Genomic DNA, 18,776 nt, shown 5'->3' with positions numbered 1-18,776 from the left:
TCCGACAACACTACGCGTGTCGTGTCAGTGCTCGTGACCACGTTCGCCGTCAGCGGCGGCGTCCGAACCGGGCCGGACGACAGGGGTGCCGGACTGCTCCCAGGCGACCATGCCGCCGGAGAGGCTGACGGCGGGGACGCCGGCGCGCTCGAGCGCCGCGACCACCTGCGCCGAGCGGTACCCGCTGTGGCACACGACCACGGCGGGGTGCTCGTCGTCGACGGGGACCTCGGCCCAGCGGGCCTGCAGCTCCGACATCGGCAACAGCGTCGCCTGCGGTGCGTGCACCTCGTCCCACTCGGACTGCTCGCGCACGTCGATCAGCGGTGCGCCGGCCTCCAGGCGCGCGAGCGCCTCGGTGAGGTCGACCTCGGCGGCGGCCATCAGACCTCCGCCCCGGCCTCGACCGGACGCTTCTTCGCGGCCGCCTGCTGCTTCTTCGCGTCGGCCGCGACGATCTTCGGCTCCTTCTCACGGAGGTGCGCGTACATCGGCGAGGCCAGGAAGATCGTGGAGTACGTCCCGACGATGATGCCGATGAACAGCGCGAGCGAGATGTCCCGGAGCGTTCCGGCACCGAGCACGTACGACCCGATGAACAGGATCGCCGCCACGGGCAGGAGCGCGACGATCGAGGTGTTGATCGACCGGACCAGCGTCTGGTTCACGGCAAGGTTGACCGACTGCTTGAACGTGCGGATCGACTCGATGCTCGTGTTCTCGCGCACCTTGTCGAACACCACCACGGTGTCGTACAGCGAGTACCCGAGGATGGTGAGGAAGCCGATCACCGCAGCCGGCGTGACCTCGAGTCCGACGATGCCGTAGACCCCCGCTGTGATGAGGAGGTCGTGGATCAGTGCGGTCATCGCCGCGAGCGACATCTTCCAGGTGCGGAAGTACAGCGCCATGAACACGGCTGCCAGGGCCAGGAAGATCACGAGACCGCGGATCGCCTGCGCCAGGACGTCGGCACCCCACGTCGCACCGATGAAGGTCGCCGCGACCTTGTCGTCCGGCACCTTGTACGCCGAAGCGAGTTCGGAGGCGATCTCGTCGGTCTGGGCGGTCGTCAGCTGACCGGTCTGCACGCGGATGCCGTGCTGGCCGAGCTGCGAGACGCGCGGGATGACGTCCGGGACGACGCGTTCGACCGTCTCGGTCGCGAGGCCCTGGTCCGTCGACTTCGCGTCGGAGATGGTGAACTCGGAGCCGCCGGTGAACTCGATGCCGAGCTGGTACCCGCCGCGCAGCCACGGGATCGCGAGCGAGAGCACGATGCACACGACCGCGATGACGTACCAGGTCTTCCGGCGCCCGACGATGTCGTAGGACCGCTTGCCCGTGTAGAGGTCGCTGCCGAACTGGCTGAAGCTCGCCATCAGCTGTCCTTCCCGTTGCCCGTGCCGGTGCCGTTGCCCGTGCCGTTGTCGGTGCCGGCGGCCTTGCGCTCGGCGATGGTCTGGCGGCGGGCGGCTTCACGCGCACTGCGCTGCCGCTTGCCGTCCACGATCGGGGCCCGGAACTGCGCTCGGCCGCGGTACACCGCACCGAGTGCTGCCGGGTCGAGCCCGCTGAAGCGGTGCCCTTCGCCGAAGAAGCGCGTCCGGGCGATGAGCTGCATCATCGGGTGCGTGAAGAGCGCGACCACGACGACGTCGATCAGGGTGGTGAGGAGCAGCGTGAACGCGAAGCCCTTCACGTCGCTGACCGCGAGCACGTAGAGGGTCACGGCGGCGAGGAAGTTCACCGAGTCGGAGGCCAGGATCGTGCGGAGTGCACGCTTCCAGCCGGACTCGACCGCGCTCTCGAGGGCGCGGCCGTCACGGAGTTCGTCTCGGATGCGTTCGAAGTAGACGATGAACGAGTCGGCCGTGATGCCGATCGCCACGATCAGACCCGCGACTCCCGCCAAGGACAGTCGGTAGTCGACGCGCCACGACATGATCGCGATCACCAGGTAGGTGAGCGCTGCGGCGACACCGAGCGACAGGACCGTGACGAACGCCAGGGACCGGTACTGGATGACCGAGTAGATGACGACGAGGATCAGACCGATGAGACCGGCGACGAGGCCGCCGACCAGCTGCGCGGTACCGAGCGTCGAGGAGATGACCTCGTTCGACTGCACCTGGAAGTTGATCGGCAGCGCGCCGTACTTCAGCTGGTCAGCGAGGGTCTTCGACGAGTCGGCGGTGAAGTTGCCGGTGATCTGCGCCTTGCCGTTGGTGATCGCGGAGTTCGTCGTCGGTGCCGTGATCACGGTGCCGTCGAGGACGATCGCGAACTGGTTCTGCGGCTGGGCGAGCTTGACCAGGCGGTTCGTGACCGAGCCGAAGTCCTTCGTGCCGGCCCCGTTGAAGGACAGGTTGACGGCCCATTCACCGGTCGTCGTGCCCTGCGAGTTCGACGCGAGGCCCGAGGTGGCGTTGCTGATGTCGGCACCCGACACCTCGACCGGGCCGAGGATGTACTTCGCCGCACCGTCGTTGTCACACGTGACCAGGGGCTCGTCGTCCGGAGCCGACGTGACGTCGTCCGGAGCCGTGCACTTGTAGTTCGTGTAGAGGTCCTGCAGCTTGGGCGTCACCCAGGCCAGGTCGCTGCCGTTCGTCGGCTTCGCGCTCGGCGTCGCCTGCAGCGATGCGGGCGGCGAGTACGGCGTCGGCGAGGCGGACGACCCCGAGCCGGAGTCCCCCACGGCGCTGTCTGACGCTGCCTCGGTGTAGAGCACCGGCCGGAAGGTCAGTTTCGCCGCGGCCTCGATGCGCTGGATCGTCTGCTGGTCCGGCTTGCCCGGGATCGAGACGACGATGTTGTTCGCGCCCTGGGTGTTGATCTCGGACTCCGAGACACCGGTGGCGTCGATGCGCTGGCGGATGATGTTCACCGCCTGCTGCAGCTGCTGCGAGGTGACTGCCGAGCCCTCGGTGCTCTGCGCTGCGAGGGTGATCTGCGTACCACCTTGCAGGTCGAGTGCCAGCTCGGGGAGCCAGCTCGCGCCGGCGTACCACTTGTCGGAGGCGTTCTTGGTGGTGCTCGCGAGGACCGATGCGGCGGTGTTCAACCCCGCGAGGACCGCGATGAGGATCACCAACCAGGTGAGCGAGCGGAGCGCCTTCTTGACGGGTGTCGATCGTGCCACCGGTCGTCTCGTCTTTCTGTCGTGAGCCCCGCACGTCGCAACGCACGGGGCTCATGGTGTCGCACCGCCGGTCAGCCGGCGGCGTCGGAGGTCAGTCTTCGGTCTTGCGCTTCGTGGTGTCGACGTCCTCGACACGCTCGCCGTAGATCGGCTCGCCGTTGAGTTCGGTGACGTGGGAGTCCGACTCGGTCTCGGTCGTGACGGTCGTGTCCACGGCCTCCGGGGTCTCTTCCGGGACGACGCGGGACAGCGTCTGGCGGTGCACCGTGATGACGGTGCCGGGCGCGATCTCGACGTCCGCGGTGACCTTCTCGTCATCGACCGACACGAGCGTGCCGTACAGGCCGAAGGACAGCATGACGCGTGCGCCCGGGACCATCTGGCTGGCGGTCTCGGTCTGCTGCTTCTTGCGCTTGCGGCTGCTGTAGAACATGAAGGCCGCGAACGCCACGACGATGATGATGAGGAAGTACTGGTCCATGGGAGCCTTCGGTCGGTCGAGCGGTTTCGGGCGCGAGCAGTCTAGAGCACGTACATGTGCAGTACTTCACGCATCGTCGGCGTCGAAGAGACCGGGCTGGGCGGCCGCGTGGCCGGGTGTCAGACCGAAGTGTCGCCAGGCCTGCGGCGTCGCGATCCGCCCGCGCGGGGTCCGGGTGACCAGACCGATCCGCACGAGGAACGGCTCCACGACCGACTCGATGGTCTCGGACTCCTCGCCCACGGACACCGCGAGCGTGTTCAGGCCGACGGGTCCGCCGTCGAAGCGGGTGAGCATCGTCTCGAGCACCGCGCGGTCCAGCCGGTCGAGGCCGTACTCGTCGACGTCGTAGAGCTCCAGGGCCCCCTGGACGGCAGCCATGCCGTCGCGGGTGCCGTGCACGAGCGCGTAGTCCCGGACGCGACGGAGCAGGCGGTTCGCGATGCGCGGGGTACCCCGGGAACGCCCGGCGATCTCCCGCAGGGCGTACCGGTCGAAGTCGAGCTCGAGCAGGTGCGCGGCACGGATCAGGACCTGTTCGAGTTCGTCACGCTCGTAGAACTCGAGGTGTGCGGTGAAGCCGAAGCGGTCGCGGAGCGGGTTCGGCAGGAGACCTGCCCGGGTGGTCGCCCCGACGAGGGTGAACGGCGCGAGGTCGAGCGGGATGCTCGTCGCCCCGGCGCCCTTGCCCACCATCACGTCGATGCGGAAGTCCTCCATCGCCAGGTAGAGCATCTCCTCGGCCGAGCGCGCCATCCGGTGGATCTCGTCGATGAACAGGACGTCGCCGGGCATCAGGGACGACAGGACCGCGGCGAGGTCGCCGGCGTGCTGGATCGCCGGTCCGCTCGACATCCGCAAGGGCCGCGCCGACTCGTGCGCGACGATCATCGCGAGCGTGGTCTTGCCGAGTCCGGGAGGCCCGGCCATCAGGATGTGGTCCGGCGTCCGGTCCTGCATCGCCGCGGCCTTGAGCAGCAGGTCGAGCTGCCCGCGGACCTTGCGCTGTCCGACGAACTCGTCGAGCGACTTCGGTCGCAACGCCCCCTCGAACGCCAGCTCCTCCGGCGACTGCGCGTCGGCGGCGGTGATCCCGCCGCTCACCGTCCGGCACCGGTGGGTCGGAGGGTCCCGAGTGCGGCGCGGAGCAGCGCCTGGGTGCCCATCTGCTCGACCCCGGGTTCGTTCGCGACGGCGTCGTCGACGGCACTGCGGGCAGCGTCCTCGCGCCAACCGAGACCGACGAGCGCGGTGACGACGTCCTCGGACGCGGGGTGGGCGACGGCTGCGGCAGCCGCTGCCGTGGTCGTGGGCGCCTCGAAGGCGGCGAGCTTGCCGGCGAGGGCGACGATGATCAGCTTGGCCGTCTTCGGGCCGATGCCGGAGACCTTGCGGAACGCTCCGTCGTCGTCGTTCGCGACGGCGTTCGCGACCTGGGCCGCGGTCATCTGCCCGAGGACGCCGAGTGCCGACTTCGGGCCGACGCCGGAGACACTCCGGAGCAGGTCGAAGACGCGCAGGGCATCGGTCGACTCGAAGCCGAACAACTCGAAGGCGTCGTCGCGCACGATCAGGGCCGTCCGGACGAAGACCTCGGATCCGTGACGCATCGTCAGGGCGTGCGCGGGCGTGACCGTGACGGCGTACCCGACTCCCCCGACCTCCACCACGGCGGTCGATCCGGCGACGTCGATGCAGGTGCCCCGGAGACTCGCGATCATGCCCCGAGCCTAGGGCGGGCCGGGGACGTCCTCGCGCCGCCGCTCCGCACGAGGGGCGACGCGGCACTGCGTCCGGCCGCGCCGGCCTGCGCGTCCCGCCAGGCCCGCTGTGCCGGGGTGAGCGTCGACGGACCGGAGCTGACGGCATCGGGCGAGCCGAGCCTCCAGGCATGACAGACGGCCAGGGCGAGCGCGTCCGCGGCGTCGGCGGGCTTCGGCGCCTCGGCGAGCCCGAGGACCCGGGCGACCATCGCCTGGACCTGCCGCTTGTCCGCGTTGCCGTAGCCGGTGATGGCGGCCTTCACCTCGGACGGGGTGTGCAGACCGACCGGCAGCCCGCGCGCGGCGGCCGCGTGCAGGGCCAGGCCCGACGCCTGCGCCGTCCCCATCACGGTGCGGACGTTCGCCTGCGCGAAGACACGCTCGACCGCCACCGCGTCGGGACGGTGTGCGTCGATCTGTTCGGCGATGCCCTCGGCGATCGCGAGCAGTCGCAGTTCCAGCGCCATGTCGGCGGGGGTCCGCACGACCGTCACGTGCACCAACCGCGCCCGGCGATCCGGCGTGACCTCGACCACGCCGACGCCGCAGCGGGTGAGCCCGGGGTCGACCCCGAGGACCCGGAGCGCCGCGCCGGACCTGGCCGTGATCAGTCCTCGTCTTCGTCGAGTTCGGCCTGGACGTCCGCCGGCACGTCGAAGTTGGCGTAGACGTTCTGGACGTCGTCGCTGTCCTCGAGCGCGTCGATGAGCTTGAACACCTTGCGGGCGGTGTCGGCGTCGACCTCGACCTTGAGGTTCGGTACGAACTCGGCGTCCGCGGCGTCGTAGTCGATGCCGGCAGCCTGCAGGGCGGTCCGCGCCTCGACGAGGTCACTCGCCTCGGTGATGACCTCGAAGCCGCCGCCCTGGTCGATGACGTCCTCGACGCCGGCGTCGAGCACGGCCGTCATCACGTCGTCCTCGGTCAGGTCGTCGGTCTTGGTGACCGAGATGACACCCTTGCGGTTGAAGTTGTACGCGACGCTGCCCGGGTCGGCCATGGTGCCGCCGTTGCGGCTCATCGCCGTCCGGACCTCGGCCGCGGCACGGTTCTTGTTGTCGGTGAGGCACTCCACCAGGAGCGCGACGCCGTTCGGCCCGTAGCCCTCGTACATGATGGTCGTGTACTCGATCGACTCACCGGTCAAGCCGGCGCCGCGCTTGATGGCGCGGTCGATGTTGTCGTTCGGGACCGAGGTCTTCTTGGCCTTCTGGACCGCGTCCACGAGGGTCGGGTTGCCCGACATGTCGGCCCCGCCCATCTTCGCGGCGACTTCGATGTTCTTGATGAGCTTGGCGAACGACTTCGCACGGCGACCGTCGATGACGGCCTTCTTGTGCTTCGTCGTCGCCCACTTGGAATGCCCGGACACGGTTCTCCTTGCGTCGTGCGGAAAGTCTCCGACAGTTTACCGGCTGGGCCCACACGGCCGGTACCGGCGCGCCACGGACCCCCGCGTCAGGCGCGGCGGACGATGTCGAGGAAGCGACGGTGGAACCGGTCCTCGCCCGCGACCTCGGGGTGGAACGCACTCGCGAGCACGTTGCCCTGCTGCACGGCCACCACCTGGCCGTCGGGCAGCGCACCGATGACGTCCACGCCGGACCCGTGCTGCTCGACGACCGGCGCGCGGATGAACACCGCGTGCACCGGGTCGGCACCGAGGTCGGGCATCGGGATGTCGATCTCGAACGAGTCGTTCTGGTTGCCGAAAGCGTTGCGCCGCACCGTGGTGTCGAGGACGTCGAGCGTGTGCTGCCCCGCGATGCCGTCGGTGATCCGCGAACTGAGCATGATCATGCCCGCGCACGTACCGTAGGTCGGGAGTCCGGCACGGATGGCGTCACGCAGGGGCTCGGCGACGCCGAACGCGCGGGAGAGCTTGTCCATCACGCTCGACTCGCCGCCGGGGATCACGACACCGTCGAGGGCGTCGATCTCCTCCGGGCGGCGGAGCGGGACGACGTCCGCACCGAGCTCGGCGAGCGAGGCGATGTGTTCGCGGAAGTCGCCCTGCAGTGCCAGGACGCCGATCCGGGGGGCGGCCTTACCAGCCACGCTCGGCGAGGCGGTGCGGTGCTGGGACGTCGGCGACGTTGATGCCGACCATCGCTTCACCCAGACCACGGGAGACCTCGGCGATGACCTTCGGGTCGTCGTGGAAGGTGACGGCCTTGACGATCGCGGCGGCACGCTTCGCCGGGTCGCCCGACTTGAAGATGCCGGAACCGACGAACACGCCGTCGGCACCGAGCTGCATCATCATCGCGGCGTCCGCGGGGGTGGCGACACCACCGGCGGTGAAGAGCACGACGGGCAGTGCGCCGGTCTGGGCGACTTCCTTCACCACGTCGTACGGCGCCTGCAGTTCCTTGGCAGCGACGTAGAGCTCGTCCTCCTTGAGGTTCCGCAGCGCCGCGATCTCCTTCGAGATGGTGCGGATGTGGCGCGTGGCCTCGGACACGTCACCGGTGCCCGCTTCGCCCTTGGAGCGGATCATCGCCGCACCCTCGGTGATGCGACGGAGGGCTTCGCCGAGGTTGGTGGCGCCGCAGACGAAGGGGGTCGTGAAGCCCCACTTGTCGATGTGGTTCACGTAGTCGGCCGGGGAGAGGACCTCGGACTCGTCGATGTAGTCGACACCGAGCTCCTGCAGCACCTGGGCCTCGACGAAGTGCCCGATGCGGGCCTTCGCCATGACCGGGATCGACACGGCGGCGATGATCTCCTCGATCATCGACGGGTCGGACATGCGGGCGACACCACCCTGGGCGCGGATGTCGGCGGGGACGCGCTCGAGGGCCATGACGGCGGTGGCGCCGGCTTCCTCGGCGATGCGTGCCTGGTCGGCGTCGATCACGTCCATGATGACGCCGCCCTTGAGCATCTCCGCGAGACCGCGCTTGACGCGCGAGGACCCGGTGGTCGAAGTGGCGTTGACGGTGCTGGGGGTGCTGTCGCTCATGATCCCTCCATCTTAGTGCGGAGCAGGCGTCAGCGCTGTTCGCCCCAAGCGTCCGCGATGAGCACCCGGGTGTCGCCGAGCATCTGCGACATCGACTTGGTGCGGGCGATGATCGGGAAGAAGTTCGAGTCCGACTCCCACCGCGGGACCACGTGCTGGTGCAGGTGCGCGGCGACCCCGGCTCCGGCGACCTCGCCCTGGTTCATGCCGATGTTGAAGCCGTCGCAGTGCGAGACCCGCCGGAGGACCCGCATCGCCGTCTGGGTCAGCTCGCCGATCTCCTGCAGTTCCTCCGGCGTCGTCTCGTCGTAGAGCGGGACGTGTCGGTACGGGCAGACCAGCAGGTGCCCGTTGTTGTACGGGTACAGGTTCAGCAGCACGTACGCGTGCTCGCCCCGCGCGACGATGAGGGCTTCCTCGTCGGACTTCCGCGGCGCCTCGCAGAACGGGCAGTCGTCACGGTGTCCGCGGCCCTCGCCCGCGCGACCGGCGTCGATGTAGGCCATCCGGTGCGGGTTCCACAGGCGCTGGAAGGCGTCCGGGACCGCCGCCTGGGTGGCGGCGTCCCGGATCACCAGCGGGTCGCCCTCGTCGTCGAGCGGGCCGGTCATCAGACCTGCACGCGGTCGCGGATGGCGGTCGTGATGCGCTCCACCGCTTCGTCGACGGGCACGCCGTTGTCCTGACGGCCGTCCCGGAAGCGGAAGCTCACGGCCCCGGCGTCGCGGTCGTCCCCGCCCGCGATGAGCTGGAACGGCACCTTCGCCTTGGTGTGCGTGCGGATCTTCTTCTGCATGCGGTCGTCGGAGTGGTCGACCTCGGCGCGGACGCCCTTCGCGCGGAGCTTCGCGACGACTTCGTCGAGGTAGTCGCCGTACTCCTCGGCCACCGGGATCGCGACGACCTGCACCGGCGAGAGCCATGCGGGGAACGCTCCGGCGTAGTGCTCGGTGAGGACGCCGAAGAACCGCTCGATGGACCCGAACAGGGCGCGGTGGATCATCACCGGGCGCTGCCGGGTGCCGTCGGCGGCGGCGTACTCGATGCCGAAGCGCTCCGGCAGGTTGAAGTCGAGCTGCACGGTGGACATCTGCCAGGTGCGGCCGATGGCGTCGCGCGCCTGCACGGAGATCTTCGGGCCGTAGAAGGCCGCACCGGCGGGGTCGGCGACGAGTTCGAGCCCGGACTCCTCGGCGACCTCGCGCAGGGTGTTCGTCGCGACCTCCCAGACCTCGTCGTCGCCGACGTACTTCTCGGGGTCCTTGGTGGAGAGCTCGAGGTAGAAGTCGTCGAGGCCGTAGTCGCGGAGCAGGGACAGCACGAACTGGAGGGTCGTCGTGAGCTCCTCCTTCATCTTCTCCTGCGTGGTGAAGATGTGCGCGTCGTCCTGGGTCAGCCCGCGGACCCGGGTGAGGCCGTGGATGACGCCGGACTTCTCGTTGCGGTAGACCGTGCCGAACTCGAACATCCGCAGCGGCAGGTCACGGTACGACCGGGCCTGCGACCGGTACGCCAGGATGTGCATCGGGCAGTTCATCGGCTTGAGGTAGTAGTCCGCGCCCTGACGGGTGACGTTGCCGTCCTCGTCGCGGGCCTCGTCCATGTGCATGGGCGGGAACATGCCGTCCTTGTACCACCCGAGGTGCCCGGACTGCTCGAACAGGTCGCCCTTGGTGATGTGCGGCGTGTAGACGAACGAGTAGCCCTCCTGCTCGTGCCGCCGACGCGAGTAGTCCTCCATCTCGCGGCGGATGATGCCGCCCTTCGGGTGGAAGATCGCCAGGCCCGAACCGATCTCGTCGGGGAACGAGAACAGGTCGAGTTCGGCGCCGAGCTTGCGGTGGTCGCGCTTCGCTGCCTCTTCGAGACGCACGAGGTACGCCTTGAGCTGGTCCTTGTCCGGCCACGCGGTGCCGTAGACGCGCTGCAGCTGGGGGTTCTTCTCCGACCCGCGCCAGTACGCGGCGGCGACGCGCATGAGCTTGGCGGCGTTGCCGATCCAGCGGGTGTGTGGGACGTGCGGGCCACGGCAGAGGTCCTGCCAGACGACGTCGCCGGACTTCGGGTCGACGTTCTCGTAGACGGTGAGTTCACCGGCACCGACTTCGACGCTCTCGCCGGAGTCGCCTTCCGACGCGGCACCCTTCAGGCCGATCAGCTCCTGCTTGTAGGGCTCCCCCGCCATGAGCTCACGGGCTTCATCGTCGGTGACGACCCGGCGCCGGAAGCGCTGGGCTTGCTTGACGATGCGGTCCATGCCCTTCTCGATCGCCTTGAGGTCCTCCGGTGTGAAGGGCTCGGCGACGTCGAAGTCGTAGTAGAAACCGTCGGTGACGGGCGGCCCGATGCCGAGCTTGGCGTCCGGGTTGATCTGCTGCACCGCCTGCGCGAGCACGTGCGCGGCCGAGTGGCGCAGGATGTCGAGGCCGTCCTGCTCGTCGAGCGTCACCGGCTCGGCGGTCTCCCCCGCCTGGACGTCGGCGGCGAGGTCCTTGAGTGCTCCGTCGACACGGATGGCGACGACACCGCGGACGCCGTCGAAGAGCTCGGTCCCCGTCGTGGTGGTCGTCGCGGTGCGGGGCTCGGGTGCCTGGGGCACGTCGGCGGGCTCGGCGGATGCTGCGGCGACTGACTCGGTCACGATGGTGGGGCTCCCTCGGTCTGGTGGTACGTCGATGGTAGTGGCGGGCCGGGTCAGGCGGGCACGCGGCCGAGCGTGGTCACGGGCAGGCGCGGCTCGAGGCGCTCCCGGCCGGACAGCCCGTCGAGTTCGAGCAGCGCGGCGAACCCGATCGCCTGGTACCCGGCACGCTCGAGCAGGGTCACGGTCGCGGCCGCGGTGCCGCCGGTGGCCAGGACGTCGTCGACGACGAGCACGCGGGTGCCGGGCTCGAGCTGGCCCGGGCGGAGTTCGAGTTCGGCCTCGCCGTACTCGAGCGCGTACTGCTCACTGAGGACCTCGCCAGGCAGCTTGCCGGCCTTGCGCACGGTGAGCACGCCGACCTGGTGCTGGGCGGCGATGCCGCCGGCCAGGGCGAACCCGCGGGCCTCGATCCCGGCGACGGCTTCGAAACCGGCGCCCACCGCGAACGGCGCAGCGAGGGCCTCGCAGACGCGGCCGAAGGCGATCGGGTCGGCGAACACCGGCGTCACGTCGCGGAAGAGCACGCCCGGCTTCGGGAAGTCGGGGACGATCGTGGTGAGGCGCTCGACGAGAGCAGCCGCGGAGTCGGTCATGCACTCAACCGTACGGGGCTGGCAGCGTCCCGCCGTCCGGCGCGCTTGCACGGGTGGCGCCGGACGGGAGGCTCGCCACCGGCTGGTGCGGTGCCTCCCGTCCGGCGCTGGTCGCGACGGCTGCCCACGTCCGTCACCTCCACATGTGCATGGCGGCGCCGAGCATCACCCACTCGGCTTCTCGGCGCAGGCGGGCCTGTTCTTCGCGGTGCCGGCGGAGCTCGTCGGCCGGGTCGACCTCGTGCGGCTGCCGCCGGGTGCGACGGCTCCACACGATGAGGGCGAGTCCGATCCGGAGGGCGATCCGGTCCGGCAACGACACCCGGTGGGGTCGTCCCGTCGGCGGCCGCACGGGTCGGAGGAGGGTCTTCGATGACATGGTGGATTCCTGTTCGGAGAATGGATTCGAGTGCTCGAGAAAGGGTCGACGAATCGACCGGAGAAGACCGTGGCGATGTCCCGGAAGGCGCGACAGCGCGACCTCGGAGAATGTCGTGAGGGCATTCCGGACGCATTGTCGGAAGGAGTGCGGCCCGGCCGGGACGGCCGTGCACGAGTGCCGGAACTGCTGCCGGGCCGGAGGCGCGCCACGGCCGGACCAGCACCGCTGGCGGTCCAACGCACCAGCCGGGCTCCAGCGCGCAGCGCTCAGGCCCGGTCAGCGTTCCGGCCCGGAACTCGTCAGGACCGGCACTCGTCAGGACCGGGGCGTGCCAGGACCAGGGCTCGCCGGGACGCGGATCTGCCAGGACTCGCGCCCGCTAGGACCCGGGCCTGCCAGGACTCGCGCCCGCTAGGACCCGGGCCTGCCAGGACTCGCGCCTGCTAGGACCCGGGCCTGCCAGGAGCCGGCGTGCCAGGACTCAGCGCGGTACGAGGACCAGCACGGGGCTGGACTCAGTGCATCCCGCAGGTGCGAGGAAGACCGATCAGCAGGAACCGAGGACGGGACCGGTGGTTCCACGGACTGCACGGTACGGCGTCTGCATGGTGATCATTGTCGGCCCCCTTTCGGCGAGGTCTCTGCGGCACTGCTCTGGATCGGTACTGCTTTGAATCGGTACTGATTCGATTCGGTACTGCTCTGCATTCATCGGAACATCCGTTCGGGTGTTCGCGATGAGGGAACACTATCCGTGTCCGCAAGCGACGCGCAACCCTTTCCGGTGATCTCGTGCGGAATTGCATGGCGGAACACCTGAGCCCACTCCGACCGGCCCGCACCACCGGATGAACACGGCGGTCGCACCCCGGTCAACCCCTCGTTCTGGAGATCGACCGCCACGCGGAGCACGGGTTCCGATGGTCCACGGTCGGCGGTAGGACGTGCAGGGCGTCCCCCGGCCTCGGAGGGGAACCGATGCACACCAGGATCCGAGCACGCGTCGCAGCAGTGCTCATCGCGACGGCCACGATCACCGGAACGGGCGCACTGCACGCCTCGGACGGGGCAGTCGCCGCCGTGCCACCGCTCACGAGCGCCACCATCAGGACCGCGGCCGCGACCGAGGTCTTCGCGGGCGGTCTCGCCGTGCAGCCGGACAGCCAGCCCGCCCTGGCGGCAGCGAAGCTCACCGCCGAGGGGCGGACCACCGAGGCGGCCGCCGCCCGCACGATCGCCACCCGACCGATCGCGACCTGGCTCGGGGAGTGGTACACCGGCGGCCTGCTCGACCGGGTCGTCGCCCGCAACCTGGCCGTCGCCGAGAAGGCCGGGACCACCCCCGTGTTCGTGACCTACGCGATACCCAACCGGGACTGCGGCGGCTACTCCGCCGGCGGGCTCGGTGCCGCCGAGTACACGGCGTGGAACCAGCAGATCGCCGCCGACCTCCGCGGGCACCGGGCGGTCGTGCTCGTCGAGCCGGACTCGCTCTCGCACCTCGCGACGTGCACGAGCGAGCGTGACACACGACCCGGCCTGATCGCGTCCGCCGTCCGTGCGTTCACGGCCGCCGGCGTGCCGACGTACCTCGACGGCGGCAACGAGAACTGGAACACGCCGGCGCTGCAGGCCTCGTACCTGCAGCAGGCCGGGGTCACGGACGCACGCGGCTTCTTCACGAACGTGTCGAACTTCTACGGGGTGGACGGGGAGCGGGCCTACTCCGACCGCGTGAGTGCCCTGACGGGTGGGTCGCACTACGTCATCGACACCTCGCGCAACGGCCGCGGGTGGTCCGGGTCGTGGTGCAACCCGCCGGGTGCCGGTCTCGGCCGGGTACCGCACGCGACCGGCGGCACGACGGGACTCGACGCACTGCTCTGGGTCAAGACGCCCGGGGCGAGCGACGGGACGTGCAACGGCGGGCCCGCCGCGGGTTCGTGGTTCGCGGCGTACGCGGTCGACCTGGTCGCCAACGCACGGCAGTAGTCGGCGCCGGCCGGGAGGCGCACCCCGCCGGGCGACGAGCGGTCGGGACGACGAACGGTCGGGACGACGAACGGCCCGGCCCCCGCGTGGGGACCGGGCCGTCAGGACCGGGGTGGGATCAGACCGTGGCGGGCGTGCCGACCAGGGCGACGAGCGCCCCGTCGACGACGTCGACCCGGACGGTGTCACCCTCGTCGACCGACCCGTCGACCACGAGCTCCGCGATCCGGTCGTCGACCTCGCGTTGGATCAGCCGGCGGAGCGGCCGGGCGCCGTACTCGGGCTCGTACCCGTGCTCGGCGAGCCAGTCCGTGGCGGCGCCGGAGACCGACAGGACCATGCCCTGCGCGGCCAGACGGAACGCGGTGTCCTGCAGGAGCAGCGACACGATCGACCGCAGCTGTCCGCGCTCGAGCTTGCGGAAGAGCACGATCTCGTCGATGCGGTTGATGAACTCCGGTCGCATCGATTCGCGGAGCTTGCCCATCACGCGGTTGCGCAGGTCCTCCTCCGCGTACCCGCCGTCGGCCGCGACGGAGAACCCGAGCGCACCCGAGCGGGACGCCAGGAACTCGGAGCCGATGTTCGAGGTCATGATGACGACCGCGTTCCGGAAGTCGACCGTCCGGCCCTGACCGTCGGTGAGCCGTCCGTCGTCGAGCACCTGCAGCAGCAGGTTGAACACGTCCGGGTGCGCCTTCTCGACCTCGTCGAGCAGGATCACCGAGTACGGGTTCCGACGGACACGCTCGGTCAGCTGTCCGGCTTCGTCGTAGCCGACGTACCCCGGAGGGGCACCGACCAGCCGCGAGACCGTGTGGCGCTCGCCGAACTCGCTCATGTCGAAGCGGAGCATCGCCGACTCGTCACCGAACAGCGACGAGGCCAGCGCCTTGGCGAGTTCGGTCTTGCCGACGCCGGTCGGACCGAGGAACAGGAAGCTGCCGACCGGACGACGAGGGTCGCCCATGCCGGTCCGACTGCGCCGGACCGCCTTCGCGATCGCGCGCACGGCGTCGTCCTGACCGACCACACGGTCGTGCAGCTCCGATTCCAGGGCGGCGAGTCGGGTCTTGTCGGCGGAGCCGAGTCGGCTCACCGGGATGCCGGTGGCACGCGACACCACGGCGGCGATGTCCGCCTCGGTGATCACGTCGTCGACCGGCTGCTGACGAGTGGCGGCGGTGACGTCACCGGTGGCGGCGGCGGTGATGCGGGCCTCCAGTCCGGCGATCTCGTCGCGGAGGTTGGACGCCTCCTCGTACTGTTCCTCGGCGACCGCGCGGTCCTTCCGGGCCGTGAGGTCGGCGACCTGGGCACGGAGCGTGTCGACGTCGACGTCGCCCGAGCGGGCGAGACGGCGGCGGGCACCGGCCTGGTCGATGAGGTCGATCGCCTTGTCTGGCAGGTGCCGGTCGGTGACGTAGCGGTGGGAGAGCTCGACGGCGGCGCGGATGGCGTCGTCGGCGTAGGTCACGCCGTGGTGCTCGGCGTAGCGGGGGCTGAGACCGGTGAGGATCGCGACGGCGTCCTCCACGCTGGGCTCCCCCACCGTGACCGGCTGGAAGCGGCGCTCGAGCGCTGCGTCCTTCTCGATCCGGCGGTACTCGTTCAGCGTCGTCGCGCCGACCAGGTGCAGGTCGCCCCGGGCCAGACGCGGCTTGAGGATGTTCCCGGCGTCCATCGAGCCGCCCTCGCCACCACCACCGGCGCCGACGACGGTGTGGAGTTCGTCGACGAACACGATGAGCTCGTCCGAGTGCGCGGCGATCTCGTCCATGGCCTTCGTCAGACGCTCCTCGAAGTCACCGCGGTAGCGGGTGCCGGCGAGCATGCCCGGCAGGTCGAGTGCGACGACGCGCTTGCCCTGCAGCAGGGCCGGGACGTCGCCCTCGACGATGCGCTGGGCGAGACCCTCGACGATGGCGGTCTTGCCGACGCCGGGCTCACCGATGAGGACGGGGTTGTTCTTGGTGCGGCGGAGCAGGATCTCGACCGCCTGCTCGATCTCGTCGGCTCGGCCGATCACCGGGTCGATGCGACCCTCGCGGGCGCGGGCGGTGAGGTCGGTGCCGTACTGGTCCAGCGTCGGGGTCTCCGACTGCTGGTCCTGCTGGGCGGTGGTGCCGGGCATGGGACGCCCCTCTCGTGCGGCCTCGGCCGCCTCTTGTGCGTAGGACTGCATCACCTGCGGGGTGACACCGGCGCTCGCGAGCAACTGGCCCGCGACCGTGTCCTGGTCCGTGACGAGCGCGAAGAAGACGTGCTCGGGGTCCGTGTACGTGCTGCCGAACCCGCGGGCCGCCTGGGTGGCCTCGAGCAGGATCCGCTGCGCGGACGAGGTCAGTGCGGGACGGCCCTCGACCGCCTCGCCCGAGGGCATCGGCAGGCGCTGCTCGACCTCGGCGGCGAAGCGCTCCGGGTCGGCGCCCGCGGAGCGCAGGACGGCCGCGAAGGGCTCGGTGCCGACGAGCACGTGCAGGACGTGCAGGGCGTCGATCTCGTGCTGACCCTGCTCGACCGCGTAGGTCGCCGTCTGCTGGAGCAGCTCGTGGGTACGACGGCTGAGGAGCCGCGTGATGTCGACCGGTCGTCCGAACGGCATGGACCGCTGGGACTGGCCGGGGTTCTGTGAGGCCGCGAGCAGTCGTGCGAGGAACTCGTCGAACGAGTCGTTGCCGCCGGTCGGGCCGAACGTCTGTGGCAAAGGGACCTCCTGAGGAACTTGAGTGCCTTCGGCTCAATGCAACGCAGGGGGACCGTGCTCATTCCCGGTCAGAGGAAGAACTTGCGGCGGATCGACTCAACTCCGGGCGATGGGCGCCGTGCTCGCATCCGTGACCCGCACCAGGTCCGCCGGCGACAACTCGATGTCGAAGCCGCGGCGACCCCCGGACACGAAGATCGTCGGGTGCTCGGACGCCGAGGCATCGAGCACCGTGCGCAGGCGCGTCTTCTGCCCGACGGGACTGATGCCACCGACGACGTACCCGGTCCGCCGCTCTGCCAGGGACGGGTCAGCGAGCGAGGCCTTCTTGCCGCCGACCGCCGCCGCGATCGCCTTGAGGTCCAGACGGTCGGCCACCGGAACGATCGCCACGGCCAGCTCGCCGTCGACCGACACCACGAGCGTCTTGAACACCTGCTCCTCGCGGAGCCCGAGCGCCGCGGCAGCCTCTTCCCCGAAGTTCGTCGCGCTCTCGTGGTGTTCGTAGACGTGCGGCGTGAACGGCACGCCCGCCCGCTCCAGCGCGAGCGTCGCCGGGGTGCTCGGGGAAGCTGCGCTCATGCCCCGATCCTGCCCCGGTCGACCGTGACGGCCTCGGAGCCACGCGGGCGCTACGCTGAGCCGCACCATGACCGTCATCGAGGTGCTGCTCCGCGGGGTCTCCGCCGTGCACGGCCTCGACCCCGCGGCACTCGGCTCGCTGCCGGCGCTGACCGCCGCCGCACTCGGGCTCGGCGCGGTCGGCATCACCGTGACCGCGGTCGCCGCGCTCGCCGCGGCACTGCTCGTCCTCCGACTGGTCGCGGTCCTGACGGGAGTCGGCGCTCCGGGCGCACCACGGGCCTCCCGGACGACGCCGGACCTCGTGACCCGGATCGCCTGGAGCGACCCCGACGCCGACGGGCACCCGCGACCGCGGGCACCGGGAGCCGTCCCGGCGGTCTCACACCGATCGGTGTCGGGGCCGCAGACGCTCCCGACCCTCCGATCGAAGGACCTCCGTCATGGACATCACCACCCTGCCCGGCCTCAGCACACTGCTGCGCGCCGGATCCGCACTCGTCACCAGCCTCACCGACCTGCTCACCCCCGTCGCCGGGACGGCCGCCGCGACGCTCGCCGTGGTCCTGCTGACCGTGGCCGTCCGGGTGCTCCTCGTCCCCCTCGCCGTCCTGCAGGTGCGCGCCGAACGGGATCGGCGTCGCCTGGCACCCCGGATCGCGGAGCTCCGCCGACGGGCGGGGCAGGACACCGCCCGGTTCCAGCGATCCCTGCAGGAGCTGTACACGAGCGAACGGGTGTCGCCACTCGCCGGGTGCCTGCCGGTGCTCGCACAGGCGCCGGTCGTGTCGCTGCTGTACACGCTGTTCACCCACGCGAGCATCGACGGCACGGTGAACACCCTGCTACGGACCACCCTGGCCGGCATTCCCTTGGCGCAGTCCGCGGTGGCGGTCGTCACGTCGCCGCTGTGGGTCCACGCCTGGGTGGTGCTCCTGCTGCTCCTCGCCCTGGCGGTCGTCGTCGAGCTGACCCGGCGGGCGCAACTCCACTGGAACCCGGTCCCCCCGGCCGGCCCGGTCCGTCCGGGTCTGCCCGGCACGGCAGCGATGACCGGGATCGCCCGGTGGGTGCCGTTCGTCTCGGTCGGGTTCGCCGCGATCGCGCCCCTGGCCGCCGCCCTGTACGTCCTGACGAGTGCGGTGTGGACGCTCGGCGAGCGGGCGATGCTGCGGCGGGTGCTCCGGTAGCGGGAGTGGGCGCGGTCACACCGGCCGCCCTGCCGCGGCCGCCCCGGCGGCCCGGTCGGCTCTAGCCGCCCTGGCCCTCCTGCTGCGGCCCCTGGTCGACCGGGTCGTACTCGGTGTCGCGGCCCTGCTCCTCCTCCGGCAGCGGGACGTGCCGCTCGGTGCCGCTGCCGCCCGGGCTCGTCGCGACGTAGTCGGCCTCGCCGGACTGCGTGTCGTGGCTCAGCGGTTCGAGCGTCTCCTCGTCGACGTCCTGCGGTGTCGAACCGGTGGCGTCGGCGGGGACGGCGGGGTCTGTCTGGTCGGCGGCCTGGTCGTTCTGCGCATCGGTCATC

19 protein-coding genes are annotated in these 18,776 nt (G+C 70.4%); 2 read left to right on the top strand and 17 right to left on the bottom strand.

Annotated features, from left to right (window positions below; translation table 11 throughout):
* Positions 1-24: 24 nt before the first annotated feature.
* The 14 genes from DEJ24_RS02285 to DEJ24_RS02220 form a co-directional block, all read right to left on the bottom strand.
* Positions 25-384: a rhodanese-like domain-containing protein gene (locus DEJ24_RS02285; RefSeq protein WP_111077129.1), complete on the bottom strand. Its 360-nt coding sequence runs from the start codon at positions 382-384 to the stop codon at positions 25-27.
* Complete coding sequence (gene secF, locus DEJ24_RS02280) at positions 384-1,382, bottom strand: protein translocase subunit SecF (RefSeq protein WP_111077128.1); 999 nt, start codon at positions 1,380-1,382, stop codon at positions 384-386. Before secF ends, DEJ24_RS02285 begins: the two co-directional genes overlap by 1 nt.
* Complete coding sequence (gene secD, locus DEJ24_RS02275; RefSeq protein ID WP_111077127.1) at positions 1,382-3,145, bottom strand: protein translocase subunit SecD; 1,764 nt, start codon at positions 3,143-3,145, stop codon at positions 1,382-1,384. Before secD ends, secF begins: the two co-directional genes overlap by 1 nt.
* A gap of 91 nt (positions 3,146-3,236) precedes the next feature.
* The gene (yajC, locus tag DEJ24_RS02270) at positions 3,237-3,626 is read right to left on the bottom strand and encodes a preprotein translocase subunit YajC (protein ID WP_111077126.1); all 390 of its coding nucleotides are present in this window, start codon (positions 3,624-3,626) and stop codon (positions 3,237-3,239) included.
* A 66-nt stretch (positions 3,627-3,692) separates the two neighbouring features.
* On the bottom strand, positions 3,693-4,730 hold the full coding sequence (ruvB, locus tag DEJ24_RS02265; RefSeq protein WP_111077125.1) for a Holliday junction branch migration DNA helicase RuvB: 1,038 nt from the start codon (positions 4,728-4,730) through the stop codon (positions 3,693-3,695).
* Entirely contained in the window at positions 4,727-5,347 is a 621-nt protein-coding gene (ruvA, locus tag DEJ24_RS02260) for a Holliday junction branch migration protein RuvA (RefSeq protein ID WP_110902311.1), read from the bottom strand. Before ruvA ends, ruvB begins: the two co-directional genes overlap by 4 nt.
* Entirely contained in the window at positions 5,344-6,000 is a 657-nt protein-coding gene (ruvC, locus tag DEJ24_RS02255) for a crossover junction endodeoxyribonuclease RuvC (RefSeq protein WP_375334690.1), read from the bottom strand. The genes ruvA and ruvC overlap by 4 nt, the downstream gene beginning before the upstream one ends.
* Entirely contained in the window at positions 5,997-6,761 is a 765-nt protein-coding gene (locus tag DEJ24_RS02250; RefSeq protein ID WP_110902313.1) for a YebC/PmpR family DNA-binding transcriptional regulator, read from the bottom strand. The genes ruvC and DEJ24_RS02250 overlap by 4 nt, the downstream gene beginning before the upstream one ends.
* An 86-nt stretch (positions 6,762-6,847) precedes the next feature.
* Positions 6,848-7,447 carry a pyridoxal 5'-phosphate synthase glutaminase subunit PdxT gene (gene pdxT, locus DEJ24_RS02245; RefSeq protein ID WP_111077124.1) on the bottom strand — a complete coding sequence of 200 codons (600 nt, stop codon included), beginning with the start codon at positions 7,445-7,447 and terminating at the stop codon, positions 6,848-6,850.
* On the bottom strand, positions 7,437-8,354 hold the full coding sequence (gene pdxS / locus DEJ24_RS02240) for a pyridoxal 5'-phosphate synthase lyase subunit PdxS (protein WP_110902315.1): 918 nt from the start codon (positions 8,352-8,354) through the stop codon (positions 7,437-7,439). Before pdxS ends, pdxT begins: the two co-directional genes overlap by 11 nt.
* Positions 8,355-8,383: 29 nt before the next feature.
* Positions 8,384-8,965, bottom strand: a complete 582-nt coding sequence (locus tag DEJ24_RS02235; protein ID WP_111077123.1) for an HIT domain-containing protein — start codon at positions 8,963-8,965, stop codon at positions 8,384-8,386.
* Complete coding sequence (thrS, locus tag DEJ24_RS02230; protein ID WP_111077338.1) at positions 8,965-10,953, bottom strand: threonine--tRNA ligase; 1,989 nt, start codon at positions 10,951-10,953, stop codon at positions 8,965-8,967. Before thrS ends, DEJ24_RS02235 begins: the two co-directional genes overlap by 1 nt.
* 95 nt (positions 10,954-11,048) lie before the next feature.
* Positions 11,049-11,591, bottom strand: coding sequence for an adenine phosphoribosyltransferase (locus tag DEJ24_RS02225; RefSeq protein WP_110902317.1), 543 nt, complete (start codon positions 11,589-11,591; stop codon positions 11,049-11,051).
* A gap of 133 nt (positions 11,592-11,724) precedes the next feature.
* Positions 11,725-11,970: a hypothetical protein gene (locus DEJ24_RS02220; protein ID WP_110902318.1), complete on the bottom strand. Its 246-nt coding sequence runs from the start codon at positions 11,968-11,970 to the stop codon at positions 11,725-11,727.
* 981 nt (positions 11,971-12,951) lie between these two features.
* Here DEJ24_RS02220 and DEJ24_RS02215 point away from each other — a divergent pair.
* Positions 12,952-13,965 carry a glycoside hydrolase family 6 protein gene (locus DEJ24_RS02215; protein WP_111077122.1) on the top strand — a complete coding sequence of 338 codons (1,014 nt, stop codon included), beginning with the start codon at positions 12,952-12,954 and terminating at the stop codon, positions 13,963-13,965.
* Positions 13,966-14,083: 118 nt separating this feature from the next.
* Here the strand turns inward: DEJ24_RS02215 and DEJ24_RS02210 are convergent, their stop codons facing one another.
* Both DEJ24_RS02210 and ybaK read right to left on the bottom strand, forming a co-directional pair.
* Positions 14,084-16,672: an ATP-dependent Clp protease ATP-binding subunit gene (locus DEJ24_RS02210; protein WP_111077121.1), complete on the bottom strand. Its 2,589-nt coding sequence runs from the start codon at positions 16,670-16,672 to the stop codon at positions 14,084-14,086.
* Positions 16,673-16,768: 96 nt separating this feature from the next.
* The gene (gene ybaK / locus DEJ24_RS02205; RefSeq protein WP_111077120.1) at positions 16,769-17,254 is read right to left on the bottom strand and encodes a Cys-tRNA(Pro) deacylase; all 486 of its coding nucleotides are present in this window, start codon (positions 17,252-17,254) and stop codon (positions 16,769-16,771) included.
* Positions 17,255-17,697: 443 nt separating this feature from the next.
* Here ybaK and DEJ24_RS02200 point away from each other — a divergent pair, with 443 nt between their 5' ends.
* Complete coding sequence (locus tag DEJ24_RS02200; protein WP_111077119.1) at positions 17,698-18,444, top strand: membrane protein insertase YidC; 747 nt, start codon at positions 17,698-17,700, stop codon at positions 18,442-18,444.
* Between the two features lie 61 nt (positions 18,445-18,505).
* Here the strand turns inward: DEJ24_RS02200 and DEJ24_RS02195 are convergent, their stop codons facing one another.
* On the bottom strand, positions 18,506-18,775 hold the full coding sequence (locus tag DEJ24_RS02195; RefSeq protein ID WP_110902324.1) for a hypothetical protein: 270 nt from the start codon (positions 18,773-18,775) through the stop codon (positions 18,506-18,508).
* Between the last annotated feature and the right edge of the window lies 1 nt (position 18,776).

The organism is Curtobacterium sp. MCPF17_001 (assembly GCF_003234615.1).
Lineage (GTDB): Bacteria > Actinomycetota > Actinomycetes > Actinomycetales > Microbacteriaceae > Curtobacterium.
Note: the sequence above shows the minus strand (reverse complement) of the source record. Positions and strands in the feature narration are given on the sequence as shown.